The sequence below is a fragment of the Paracoccus sanguinis genome, from assembly GCF_900106665.1.
Lineage (GTDB): Bacteria > Pseudomonadota > Alphaproteobacteria > Rhodobacterales > Rhodobacteraceae > Paracoccus > Paracoccus panacisoli.
Genome location: NZ_FNNA01000001.1, coordinates 1182765 through 1195035, shown reverse-complemented (window position 1 = coordinate 1195035; position 12271 = coordinate 1182765). Strand labels below are relative to the sequence as shown.

The window sequence follows — 12271 nt, the reverse complement described above, 5'->3', positions numbered from 1 at the left end:
TGATCGCTGGGCGGCGCGGTGCCAACCTGACGCCATGACGATCCAGCCGATCCAGCCGATCTTCCCGCACCCCGCCGCCGAGGTCGTGGCCTTCGACCGGGCCGAGCTGGGGGTGATCCTGTCGCTCTACGGCCGCATGGTCGCGGCGGGCGAGTGGCGCGACTACGGGATGTCGTTCCTGCGCGAGATGGCGGTGTTCTCGGTCTTTCGCCGGGCGGCCGAGAACCCGCTCTACCGGATCGAGAAGCGGCCGCGGCTCAGGGCGGCGCAGGGGATGTATGCGGTCGTCGGCATGGACGGGCAGGTGCTCAAGCGCGGCCATGACCTGCCCACCGTGCTGCGGGTGCTCGAGCGCAAGCTGATCCGCCCGGTCTGACCCGCCCGGTCTTGCGCGGGGCGCCGACGCCGCGGCACGCGGGAACCGGGTCCGGGTTGCGTCGTTGGCTGGGTGATCGAACAAGGAGACGTCGATGCGCTGGTCGCATGTGCAGGAAAACTGGACCGCTTTCTACGAGGCGATCCAGGAGAAATGGGAAGACGCCGACGAGGCGATGCTGGACGAGATCGACGGCGACCAGCGCGCCTTCATCCGCTACATCGCCGAAATCACCGAGATGGACCCCGAGGAAGCCCGCGCCGACATCAAGGAGTGGCTGGCGGGCGAGATCCCCTCGGACGTCGTCATGGACCCGACCCACGACAATCACTCGATCGCGCTGTCGGGGAAATACGTGGGCGAGGGCGAGGACGAATACGCCGACGACTCGCGCTTCGGGGATGACGACGATTATCCCGACGACGGCGACCGCTGACCGGAGCCTGACCGGGGGCCTGCCGCCCCGGGCCGGCGAAAACTCACGCCGCCGGACTGCGGGCTATTCGGCCGACCACCACACATCCGGCAGGAACCCCGGCCAGTCGCCGTAGATCGGCAGGCGCTCGGGGTGGCGCAGGCGGCGGGCGTGGGCGATCCGGCTGACCTGCGGATAGCTCACCGGGATCACATAGCGTCCCGCCGTCAGCAGCCGGTCCAGCGCCTTGACCGCGGCGACGTGATCCTCGGCCGAGGCGGCATTCACCGCCTCGTCGATCATCGCGTCCACGGCGGGCGAGCGGACCCCCATCCAGTTCTTCGACCCCTCCTGCCCGGCGCTGGCGCTGCCCCAGTAGAGCGACTGCTCGTTGCCCGGCGACAGCGACAGCCCGCGCTCGTACCAGCTCATGTCGAAGGCGAAGCGGTTGGTCCGCTCGACGTATTGGGCGCTGTCGAGCACCGTCACCCGCGGCATGATCCCCAGCGGCTTCAGCGCCTCGACGTAGATATCCACGATCTGCTGCACCTCGGCGCCCGAGCGCATGGCGCTGCCCGACTGGTTGAGCAGGATCTCGGGCGCGAAGGCGTCGCCGGCCGCGTTGCGCAGCACCCCGTCCGGCGCGACGGTCCACCCCGCCTCGCCCAGCAGCCCCACCGCCTCGCGCAGCGCCTTGCGGTCGAGCAGCTTCTCGGACCCCTCGGGCAGGGCATAGCCCTCGATCGTGCCGGGGGGCAGGTCGGCGGCGAAGGGGGCGAGCAACTCGGCCTCGCGCCCCGTCGCAGGCCCCGCCGCCATCGCCAGCGGCGAGTTCGAGAAATAGCTGGCGATCCGCGGATCGGTGCCGCCCGACAGCGTCATGTCGATGAAGCGGTAGTTGAAGGCGAGGATCATCGCCTGCCGCACCCGCCAGTCGGCGAACAGCGGCGAGCGGGTGTTCATCACCAGCCCGATGATGCCCGAGGGGCGCTGGTGCGGGATCTCTTCCTTGACGACCGCGCCCGAGGTGATGGCGGGGAAGTTGTACTCCGTCGCCCATTTCACCCCGTTCAGCTCGCGCCAGACATCGACCTCGCCGGCCTTGAAGGCCTGGAACATGGCGTTGCTGTCGGCGAAATAGTCGTAGCGGATGGTGTCGAAGTTCCAGAGCCCGCGGGTCAGCGGCAGGTCCTTGCCCCAGTAGTCGGGGTTGCGGCGAAAGCTGATCGCGCGGCCCGGATCGACCCGGTCCACCACATAGGCGCCGCTGCCGATCGGCGGGGTCAGCGACGAGGCGGCGAAATCCGTCCCCTCCCACTGCGCCTTCTTGAGGATCGGGCGCAGCCCCATCAGCAGCGGCAGCTCGCGGTCCTTCTCGGCAAAGGTGATGCGCAGCCCCCGCTCGCCGACCGGCGTGACCGAGGCGACCTTGGCCCAGGCGCCGGCGTAGCGGGGGTGTCCCTTGGTGCCCAGCGTCTCGAGCGACCAGATCACGTCCTCGACCGTCACCGGGCTGCCGTCCGAGAACTTCGCCTCGGGGCGCAGGGTGAACTCGACCCAGCTGCGCTCGGGGTCGGTCTCGACCGTCTCGCAGAGCAGGCAGTAGAGGGTGAAGGGCTCGTCGATCGACCGCAGCATCAGCGATTCGGTGACGTGGACGCCCACGCCCCACGCCGCATTGCCCTTGAGCACCCACGGTTTGAGCGAGTCGAAGCCCCCCGGCTCGGCAAAGCGAATCGTCCCCCCGCGGGGCGCGTCGGGATTGACGTAAGGGAAGCCGGTCAGGTCGGCCGCAAGCGCCGGTTTTCCATACATTGCAAGGGCATGGGCGGGGCCGTCCGACGCTGCGGCGGCACTTGCCAGCGGCATCGCTGCAACAGGTGTCAGCGCCAACACCGCCACACGCGCAAGGCGAGTGATCGCGGAATCGTTAGAGAATTTGAAGATTCGCATCGCTGCCCCGCCCCCGCGCCGGGATCGTGTCGCCCGGTCTTGGCGCCAATCTATCGGCCCCCCGGGCGGCTGGCAAACCGGGGGGCTTGGCGGCAAGGGGTTTCAAGCGTATATCAAGAGCACTGCTCGATAGGTTTCTTGCCTGTATGAAACCTGCCTCATGACTTGGCGCCCGCTTCGTGCGGGCGTCTTTTTTTGTCCCTCGGCCCAGCGGGTCAGGTGCGGCATGATTGACCCGGCCGGCGGGCCGCGTCTTAGCTGCCCGCCGTCAGCCGCCTGCCCGTCGCGCAGGCCCAGCCGGGGGACGACGATGGAGATCGAGGGTTTCTTTCCCTACCGCCTCGCGGTCACGGCCGAGGCGTTCTCGCGCCAGCTCGTCGCCGTCTACCTGCGCGCCTACGGCCTGACGCGCGAGGAATGGCGGCTGTTGTTCCTGCTCGACGACGCGGGCGAGATCGACTCGCTCAGCCTCTCGCAGCGCACCTCGCTCGACAAGGTGCAGGTCAGCCGGGCGGCGGCGCGGCTGGAGGGAAAAGGGCTGATCACCCGCGCGGTGCTCGGCTCGGACCGGCGGCTCAGGCACTATGCCATCACCCCCGCGGGGCAGGCGCTCTTTGCCGAGGCCTTCGCCGAGGTCCGCGCCCGCGCCGACGAGATCCTGTCCGAGATGACCGAGGCCGAGCGGGCGACGCTCACCGCCGGGATCGCGGCGCTGGACGGCGCCGTGGCGCGGGTCGCGGCCCGGCGCGAGGGGGGCGGGGCCGCGACGGACGACCCGGCCGCGGATTGACATCGTTGCATATGAAACGATAATCTGGTGAGGGATCGGCGCCGGGGTAGGGGGGCGCGCGATGGGGGCGAGGGAGGCCGCGACATGACGGACCAGGGAACCGGACCGATGACCGGGGCGCGGGTGCGCGCCGAGACCCGCAACGGCACCGCCGCGCATGAGGGCTATATGCCCGGCTTCGGCAACGACTTCGAGACCGAGGCCCTGCCCGGCGCCCTGCCACAGGGCCAGAACAGCCCGCAGAAGGTGAACTACGGGCTCTACGCCGAACAGCTCTCGGGCACCGCCTTCACCGCCCCGCGCGGCCAGAACGAGCGGACCTGGTGCTACCGCATCCGCCCCTCGGTCCAGCACGTCGGGCGCTTCGCCCCCATCGACGTGCCGCACTGGAAATCGGCGCCGAACGTCCTGCCGGGCGTCATCAGCCTTGGCCAGTACCGCTGGGACCCGGTCCCGCACGGCGACGAGCCGCTGACCTGGCTCACCGGGATGCGCACCGTCACCACTGCCGGCGACGTCAACACCCAGGTCGGCATGGCGAGCCACATCTACCTCGTCACCCGCTCGATGGAGGACGAGTATTTCTATTCCGCCGACAGCGAGCTGCTGGTCGTCCCGCAAGAGGGGCGGCTGCGCTTTGCCACCGAGCTCGGCGTCATCGACCTCGCCCCGCAAGAGATCGCCATCCTGCCGCGCGGCCTCGTCTATCGGGTCGAGCTGCTGGACGGCCCCGCCCGCGGCTTCGTCTGCGAGAACTACGGACAGAAGTTCGACCTGCCCGGCCGCGGCCCGATCGGCGCCAACTGCCTCGCTAACCCGCGCGACTTCAAATGCCCGGTGGCGGCGTTCGAGGACCGCGAGGTGCGAAGCCGCGTGGTCATCAAGTGGTGCGGCCAGTTCCACGAAAGCTTCATCGACCACAGCCCGCTCGACGTGGTGGCGTGGCACGGCAACTACTGCGCCTACAAATACGACCTGCGGACCTATTCGCCGGTCGGGGCGATCCTCTTCGACCACCCGGACCCGTCGATCTTCACCGTCCTGACCGCGCCCTCGGGGCAGGAGGGGACGGCCAACATCGACTTCGTGCTGTTCCGCGACCGCTGGATGGTGGCCGAGCACAGCTTCCGCCCGCCCTGGTATCACAAGAACATCATGTCCGAGCTGATGGGCAACATCCACGGCGTCTACGACGCAAAACCGCAAGGATTCGTGCCGGGCGGCGTCAGCCTCCACAACATGATGCTGCCGCACGGGCCGGACCGGGCGGCGTTCGAGCATGGCTCGACCGAGCCGATGGTCCCGGTGCGGCAGACCGAGACGATGCAGTTCATGTTCGAGACCCGCTTCCCGCAGCACCTGACCGAATGGGCCGCGACCGAGATGCCGCTGCAGCAGGATTATGCCGACTGCTGGGCAAGCCTCGAGAAGAAGTTCGACGGGACGCCGGGCGAGAAATAGCGAGGCGGGCGGCGCGAAGGGGCAGGCGGGCGCGCTCCGGCGGGCGGTGCAAGCCGCCCGCGCTCCGGCGGGCGGTGCAAGCCGCCCGCGAACTCTCTCCGCCCCATCTACTCCGCGATCACCACCTCGCCCGCGTCGGTCACGCGCACCTGGATCGGGTCCAGCGTCTCGCCCGAGGCCGGCCCCTCGACCCCCACGCCGTCGGTCAGCCGGAACGCCGCCTCGTGGTTGGTGCAGCGCAGCTTCGTGCCGTCGGCGCTCATCACCTGCGGCCCGCGCTGGTCGAGCGGCAGGAACTGGTGCGGGCAGGCGTTGACATAGGCGCGCAGCACCGCGCCGCTCCTCGCCAGCACGACCGGAAACCCGCCCATCCGCAGGCAACGGGTGCCCGGATCGGGCACCTCGTCCAGCCGGCAGATCACCGCGCCCACGGCCGGCGCGCCGCGATAGCCGCGCCACGCCGGCCCCTTGCCCTCGCTCATGCGGTCAGCACGCCCCGGCGGATCTGGTCCTCTTCGATCGACTCGAACAGCGCCTTGAAGTTGCCCTCGCCGAAGCCGTCATCGCCCTTGCGCTGGATGAACTCGAAGAAGATCGGCCCGATCACGGTCTTCGAGAAGATCTGCAGCAGGATCCGCGTCTCGCCGCCGTCCACCACGCCCTCGCCGTCAATCAGGATGCCGTGCTTTTCCAGACGCTCGATCGGTTCCTCGTGGCCGGTCACCCGCTCGAACGACTTGTCGTAGTAGATCGACGGCGGGCCGGGCATGAACTCGAGCCCGTTGGCCGCCAGCGCGTCGGTGGCGGCATAGATGTCGTCGGTGCCGCAGGCGATGTGCTGGATGCCCTCGCCCTTGTACTCGCGCAGGTATTCCTCGATCTGGCTGTGCGCGTCGGCGCTTTCGTTGATCGGGATGCGGATCTTGCCGTCGGGCGAGGTCAGCGCCCGGCTGGTCAGCCCGGTCTGCTTGCCGGCGATGTCGAAATAGCGGATCTCGCGGAAATTGAACACCGTGGCGTAGAACCTGTACCAGGTGTCCATGTTGCCGCGCATGACGTTGTGGGTCAGGTGGTCGAGGTAGTAGAACCCCACCCCCTTCGGCTGCGGGTCGGCCTCGCCCAGCCAGTCGAACTCGGCCGCGTAGGGCGAGCCCTTCTCGCCGTAGGTCTCGACGAGGTAGAGCAGCGAGCCGCCGATCCCGATCACCGCCGGCACGTCCAGCGTCTTGTCGGCGCCGGTGTATTCCTCGGCCCCGTAGTCGAGGCAGCGCTTCAGCGCCACCTGCGCATCCACCACCCGCCACGCCATCGCCGGCGCGCAGGGCCCGTGCTCGGCCACGAACCGCGCGGCATGGCCGCCCGGCTCGCGGTTGAGGATGTAGTTCACCCGCCCCTGACGGTAGAGCGAGATGTCCTTGGTCTTGTGCCGCGCGACCTCGGTGAAGCCCATGCGCCGGAACAGGGTCTCGAGCTCTTTCGGGTCGCGGTGGGCGAACTCGACGAACTCGAAGCCGTCGGTGCCGGCCGGGTTGGCGGCGGTGATCGTCGCGCGCGGCGCGTCATGCGGAAACGGGCCCATGATTCCCTCCCATGGTTGCGGTTGCAACGATCATACAAGCGCGGCCATGCGCGGTGTGTGCGAAACGGGGCTCGGGGAGAGGCAGGGCGCATGAGTTGTGCATGGAATGCTCCCGCGGTGCATGATAGCTTTGGCCGGGCGCGTTTCACCGCGCCTCACGCTGCATTGCAGCACAGCTTCGCGCACAGAGAGCGCCCATGCCCGACCTCGACGACTTCGACCGCCGCCTCCTCGCCGCCCTGCAGGACGACGCCCGCCTGACCAACGCCGAGCTGGGCGAGCGCGTCGGGCTTTCCGCCTCGCAATGCTCGCGCCGGCGCATGGCGCTGGAGCGCGACGGGCTGATCCGCGGCTACCGCGCCGATCTGTCGCCCGAGGCGCTGGGCCTCAACATCACCGTCTTCGTCGAGGTCAATCTCGTCGCCCACAGCCAGGCCACCGCCGCCGATTTCCACGACATCCTGCGCCGCACCGACTATATCCAGGAGGCCTATGCCCTCAGCGGCGAAAAGGACTATCTGCTCAAGGCCATCGTCCCCGACCTCGCCGGGGTGCAGGATCTGGTGAACCGCACGCTGCTCGGCCACGCCACGGTGACGCGGGTCTGCACCTCGATCGTGCTCAACACCGTCAAGGCCTCGGGGCGGCTGCCGGTCAGATAGCCCGCGAGGGCTTCTTTCTGGCCGTAACACAGACCCGGCGCCCTTAGCGCAGCGGCATCCCGGACGGGCGCATCAGCCGCTTCATGGCTGCGGTGCGGAACGGCGCGTTCGGCGCCCCGTAGCCGTCATAGCCCCGGTCGCGCTGGACGATCTCGGCGAACAGCCCGCCGAACAGGGGGCGGCTGTAAAGCTGCCAGAACCGGCCCTGCGCGTCCTCGTCATAGAGGATGTTGCCAGCCTGCAGGGCCGCGATCTCTGCCGCGCCAAGGTCGAACCGCGCCGCAAGGTCGGCGTAGTAGTTGTCCGAGATCGGCAGCGCTTCGAACCCGAGCTTGGCCAAACGGCGCGCCGTGTCCATGATGTCGTCCGTCGCCAGCGCCAGATGCTGGATCGAGGCGCCGAAGCTGTCCGACAGGAAGCTGCCGGCAAGGGTGCGGTGCTGCTCGGCGCCGTTCAGCGTGGTGCGAAACGCCCCGCCGGCGGCGCGCATCGCCTGGCTGCGGACCAGCCCGTCGGGATCGGCTACGTCCACCAGCGGCGCCTTTTCCATTCCGAAGACAGTGCGGTAGAACAGGACGCTGCTCAGCATCTCGTCGTAGGACATGGTGGCGGCAACGTGATCGACCCGCGCCAGCCCGGCCCCGACGTTGCGGTCGCGGGGATCGTGACCGAACTCGTCGCGGAACACGCCCGGCAGCTGGCCCGGCGCGAGGAAGCGGAAGATCAGCCCGCCCGGCCCGCGGATTCCGGCGAAAAGCTCGGTCCCGTCCGCACCGGGCTGCGAAAACGGCTCTGCCCCCAGCCCCAGTGCCCGGTCGCGCAGCGCCGTGGGGTCGTCCACCATCAGCCCGACCTCGTAGATGCAGGGGCCGTGGACGTTGTAGGCCGCGCCCGCCTGGTCCTCGAACTCGGCGTTCACGATGATCCGGATGTCGCCCTGGCTCCACAGCTCGGCGGCTTTGGCGGGATGGCGGCCGGCGCGGGTGAAGCCCAGCGTGCCCAGCGCCCGCTCGACCGCCGTGGCATCCTCGTCGCGGGCGGCGACCTCGAGATACGCTGTCCCCCGCACCGGCTGCACCGCCGGCAGAGGTGCGGCGGGCATCGGAGCGGCTGCGCCAGACGTCGCAGTACCGGCCGCCGCAGCCAGTCCGCCAACCGACGCGGCGCGGCGGCGGGCCACGTCATCCATCAGCGCCAGCAGCGCCCGGTGGCCGTCGCGGGCGATGCCGCGCGGCTGGCCGCCCCGGAACTGGTCGTTGAAGATCTCGAGGCTCAGCGGCCCGGTGTAGCCCGTCTCGAGCACCGCCGACAGGAAGTCCCCCACCGGCAGGTCGCCCTCGCCGGGCATGTTGCGGAAGTGGCGCGACCAGTAGAGCAGGTCCATGTCGATGCGCGGCGCATCGGCGAGTTGCACGAAGAAGATGCGGTCGCCCGGGATGCGGCGGATGCTGTCGGGGTCGATGCCGCGCCCGAGGGTGTGGAAACTGTCCAGGATCAGCCCGACCGCCGGGTGGTCGGCACGGCGGACGATTTCCCACGCGTCGCGGTGGTCGTCCACGTAGCGTCCCCAGGCGAGCGCCTCATACCCGACCCGCAGGCCCCGCGCGGCGGCGCGGCGGCCAAGCTCGGCGAGGTCTGCGGCGGCTCGGTCGATGCCGCCCAGCGCCTGGGGATGGACTGACGAGCAGACCAGCATCAGGTCGACGCCCAGCGCCTGCATCGCGTCGAACTTGCGCTCGGCGCGGTCCATCGCCTTGCTGCGCAGGGGCTCGGGCAGGCCCTCGAAGTCGCGGAACGGCTGGAAGAGGAGGATCTCGAGCCCGTGGTCGCGGACCATGCGGCCGATCTCGGCCGGGCTGTGGGCATCGGCGATGAAATCCTGCTCGAAGATCTCGATGCCGTCGAACCCGGCGGCGGCGATGGCGGCAAGCTTCTGGCTTAGCACGCCGGGAACAGAGACGGTGGCAATGCCGGTCTTCATGCCGCGGCCTCCGGTCCGCTGGGGGTGACGTCCTCGCCCGCGATCAGGGCCGCGCGCAGCCACGCCTCGTCCACGTCGCGCCCGGTGAACAGCCGCCAGGCGTGCACCCCCTGCCAATAGAAGAGTTCCCACCCCGAGATGATCGCAGCGCCGGCGGCGGCGGCGTCGATCAGGAACTCGGTCTCGACCGGGGTGTAGACGGCATCGAAGGCCCATTCCGCCCCGCGCATGGCGTGGCCCGGCAGCGGGGTTCCCGGATAACCGACCATGCCCACCGGTGTGCAGTTGACGAGTCCCTGCGCGCCCGCCGCGGCGTCCTCGGCGGTGGCGGCGACGTGCACCTCCATGTCGGGAAAGGCGCGTGCGAGGTCGGCGGCCATCGCCCGCGCCTTGTCGGCGTCGCGATCCACCAGCCGCAGCCCGGACGCGCCCAGCGTGCCGAGGCCAAAGGCCACCGCCCGCCCGACCCCGCCGGTGCCGATGAGGGCCACCACGCCGGGCGGGGTGCTGCCCCGCACCCCGCGATAGGCCGTCATGAAGCCGGTATAGTCGGTGTTGTGCCCCTGCGGGCCCTCGGGCGCAAAGATCACCGTGTTGACCGCCCCCAGCCGCGCCAGCTCGGGCGAGACCAAGACCATCGGCACGACCTGCTCCTTGTAGGGGTAGGTGATGTTCAGGCCCCGATAGCCCTGGGCCGCGGCCCGCGCGAAGAGCGCCGGGAAGGGCGCGCCTTCGCGGGCCGGGATCAGCGAGGCATAGTTCACCCGCATCCCGTTCGAGGCCCCCGCCAGCCGGTGCAGCCGCGGCGACTGCGAGGCGGCGATGTTGTCGCCGATCAGCCCCAGCTGCAGGTCCACCGCGAGGTCTGCCATGTCCCGCGCCGTCCGCCCGTCCGCCCCGCCGCTCATGCCCCGCCCTCACGGCGCGACAGGGCGCGCTTCATCCGCGCCCAGACCGGCGTCTGGCTGACGAAGATCAGCACCACGGCAAGGAACAGCGCGGCCGACAGCGGGCTGGTCAGGATGCCGCGGAAGAACCCGCCCAGGCTCTCGCCTTCCGAGATGATCGCCCGGCGCCAGTTGTCGTCCAGAAGCCGCGACAGGATCACCCCAAGGATGACCGGCCCCAGCGGATAGCCATAGAGCCGCATGAAATACCCCAGCACACCGAACAGCAGCATCCAGTAGACGTCGGTGATCGCATTGTTGACCGCGAAGGCGCCGACGATGGACAAGAGCAGGATCAGCGGGATCAGCACCGCGAGCGGCATCTCGACGATCTTGGTGAACAGCCGGATGCCGGTGAGGCCGAAGATCAGCATGAAGATGTTGGCCACGAACAGCGCGCCGAGGATGAACCAGAACATGTCCGGCTGCTCGATCATCAGCATCGGGCCCGGGTTCAGCCCGTGGATGAACAGCGCCCCGATCATGATCGCGGTGACGGCATCGCCGGGGATGCCCAGCGTCAGCATCGGGATGAAGGCCCCGCCGACGGCTGCGTTGTTGGCAGTCTCGGGGGCGACCAGCCCCTCCATCGCGCCCTTGCCGAAGGGCACCTCGGGGTTGCGGGTCACCCGCTTGGCGTGGTCATAGGCCATCAGCGCGGCGATGTCGCCGCCGGTACCGGGCAGGGCGCCGATCACCACCCCGATCGACGAGGTCTGCAACGCCAGCGGCAGGTGCTTGCGGACCGTGGACCACGTCGGGATGATGCGGTCGATCTTCTGGCGCACCGAAGTCTTGTCGACGTGGTGCAGCTGCAAGAGCGCCTCGGACACGCCGAACATCCCGATCATCACCGCCACGAACGAGATGCCCCCGGTCAGCAGCGGGATGCCGAACGTGAAGCGCTCGGTGAAGGTCAGCGGGTCCATCCCCACCGCGCCGATGGCGATGCCGAGCGCGCCGGCAAAGATCCCCTTGGTCAGGCTGCCCTCGCTCAGCGAGCCGACGAGAAGGATGCCCAGCACCGCGAGCAGCATGTAGTCGCGCGGCTGGAAGCGGATGGCGAAATCCGCCACAAACGGTGCGCCCACACCCAGGACGATGATCCCGATCAGCCCGCCGAAGAACGACATGACGGTGGTCGCGCCGATCGCCGTCCCGGCCTCGCCCTTCAGCGCCATCGGATAGCCGTCCATGGCGGTGGCGATGGCCGAGGGCGCGCCGGGGATGTTCAGCAGGATCGCCGTCCGCGAGCCACCGTAGACGCCGCCCATGAAGATCCCGATCATCAGCGCGAGGGCGGGGTACACCTCCCACGAGAAGGTGAACGAGATCAGGATCGACACCGCCATCGTCACCGACAGCCCGGGGATCGCCCCGATGTAGACGCCGGCAAAGGTACCGAGCCCGACCAGAAGAAACAGCTTGAGGTCCGTCAGGACCGTCAGGGCGGCCATGATCTCGTGCATCGCGCGGGTCCTTTCAGAACAGGTTGCGGAAAAGCTGGATGAACTCGCCCTCGGGGACGATCCCTTCGGGCATCAGGACCGAGAAGATCAGCCGGAAGACGATCCAGATCAGCGCCAGCGTCCCCATCGAGACGGCGAGCGCGAACCCCCAGCCGTAACGGCCGAGCAGCTTGACCGAGGCGAGCAGGAACAGCGCCGAGGTGGGAATGAAGCCGAGCGGGTGCAGCAGCAGCGCGTAAACGATCAGCAACCCGACGAACACCACGACATTGCGGGGCAGGATATCGCGGCTCAGCGCCTCGCCCGCCACCAGCGGCCGGGCCATCGTCCGGCGCAGCGACAGCGCGGCCGTCACGAGCATGATCGCGGCGGTCACCATCGGAATGGTGCCGGCGCCCGACAGCGCCTCGAACCCCGAGATGCCGTAGGCATTCCACAGCAGCGCGAGGCTGAACAGCACGAGGAACGCGGCAAAGGCGACCTCGCCCGGGCGGCGCTCGCGGTCGTAGCCGCCCGGGGTGGCGTCAGATGTCCCCTCGTGTTCGTAGGCGGGGTCGAAATGGACGTGGTGGTCGTCGTCGCTCATGACAGCTCCTCCCGCGGGGCCGAGTTCGGGACAGTGGCCGCGCCGCGTGCCA

12 protein-coding genes are annotated in these 12271 nt (G+C 69.3%); 5 read left to right on the top strand and 7 right to left on the bottom strand.

The window, feature by feature from the left end; translation table 11 throughout:
* Nucleotides 1-34: 34 nt before the first annotated feature.
* Nucleotides 35-376: a DUF2794 domain-containing protein gene (locus BLW17_RS05840; RefSeq protein ID WP_036733266.1), complete on the top strand. Its 342-nt coding sequence runs from the start codon at nucleotides 35-37 to the stop codon at nucleotides 374-376.
* A 94-nt stretch (nucleotides 377-470) separates the two neighbouring features.
* Nucleotides 471-812, top strand: a complete 342-nt coding sequence (locus tag BLW17_RS05835) for a hypothetical protein (protein ID WP_036702892.1) — start codon at nucleotides 471-473, stop codon at nucleotides 810-812.
* 63 nt (nucleotides 813-875) lie between these two features.
* Here BLW17_RS05835 and BLW17_RS05830 read toward each other — a convergent pair whose 3' ends face one another.
* Complete coding sequence (locus tag BLW17_RS05830) at nucleotides 876-2744, bottom strand: extracellular solute-binding protein (protein ID WP_036733269.1); 1869 nt, start codon at nucleotides 2742-2744, stop codon at nucleotides 876-878.
* A gap of 310 nt (nucleotides 2745-3054) precedes the next feature.
* Between BLW17_RS05830 and BLW17_RS05825 the strand changes: the two genes are divergently transcribed.
* Complete coding sequence (locus BLW17_RS05825; protein ID WP_052174959.1) at nucleotides 3055-3534, top strand: MarR family winged helix-turn-helix transcriptional regulator; 480 nt, start codon at nucleotides 3055-3057, stop codon at nucleotides 3532-3534.
* A gap of 108 nt (nucleotides 3535-3642) precedes the next feature.
* Complete coding sequence (gene hmgA, locus BLW17_RS05820; protein ID WP_052176361.1) at nucleotides 3643-4995, top strand: homogentisate 1,2-dioxygenase; 1353 nt, start codon at nucleotides 3643-3645, stop codon at nucleotides 4993-4995.
* Nucleotides 4996-5102: 107 nt separating this feature from the next.
* Here hmgA and BLW17_RS05815 read toward each other — a convergent pair whose 3' ends face one another.
* Nucleotides 5103-5477 (bottom strand): Rieske (2Fe-2S) protein, encoded by a 375-nt coding sequence (locus BLW17_RS05815; RefSeq protein ID WP_036733272.1) that lies wholly within the window; start codon nucleotides 5475-5477, stop codon nucleotides 5103-5105.
* Complete coding sequence (gene hppD, locus BLW17_RS05810; RefSeq protein ID WP_036733275.1) at nucleotides 5474-6574, bottom strand: 4-hydroxyphenylpyruvate dioxygenase; 1101 nt, start codon at nucleotides 6572-6574, stop codon at nucleotides 5474-5476. Before hppD ends, BLW17_RS05815 begins: the two co-directional genes overlap by 4 nt.
* Before the next feature lie 197 nt (nucleotides 6575-6771).
* On the opposite strand from hppD, the gene BLW17_RS05805 reads away from it, so the two are divergent.
* Nucleotides 6772-7236, top strand: coding sequence for an Lrp/AsnC family transcriptional regulator (locus BLW17_RS05805; RefSeq protein WP_036733278.1), 465 nt, complete (start codon nucleotides 6772-6774; stop codon nucleotides 7234-7236).
* Nucleotides 7237-7279: 43 nt separating this feature from the next.
* Here the strand turns inward: BLW17_RS05805 and BLW17_RS05800 are convergent, their stop codons facing one another.
* Genes BLW17_RS05800 through BLW17_RS05785 form a run of 4 tightly spaced genes read right to left on the bottom strand, consistent with a single transcriptional unit; the run spans nucleotide 7280 to nucleotide 12219 of the window.
* Nucleotides 7280-9217, bottom strand: coding sequence for a bifunctional sugar phosphate isomerase/epimerase/4-hydroxyphenylpyruvate dioxygenase family protein (locus BLW17_RS05800; RefSeq protein ID WP_036733281.1), 1938 nt, complete (start codon nucleotides 9215-9217; stop codon nucleotides 7280-7282).
* Complete coding sequence (locus BLW17_RS05795) at nucleotides 9214-10125, bottom strand: shikimate dehydrogenase family protein (protein ID WP_231572776.1); 912 nt, start codon at nucleotides 10123-10125, stop codon at nucleotides 9214-9216. Before BLW17_RS05795 ends, BLW17_RS05800 begins: the two co-directional genes overlap by 4 nt.
* Nucleotides 10122-11633 (bottom strand): tripartite tricarboxylate transporter permease, encoded by a 1512-nt coding sequence (locus BLW17_RS05790; RefSeq protein WP_036733284.1) that lies wholly within the window; start codon nucleotides 11631-11633, stop codon nucleotides 10122-10124. Before BLW17_RS05790 ends, BLW17_RS05795 begins: the two co-directional genes overlap by 4 nt.
* A 13-nt stretch (nucleotides 11634-11646) precedes the next feature.
* The gene (locus BLW17_RS05785) at nucleotides 11647-12219 is read right to left on the bottom strand and encodes a tripartite tricarboxylate transporter TctB family protein (protein WP_052176362.1); all 573 of its coding nucleotides are present in this window, start codon (nucleotides 12217-12219) and stop codon (nucleotides 11647-11649) included.
* Nucleotides 12220-12271 lie beyond the last annotated feature (52 nt).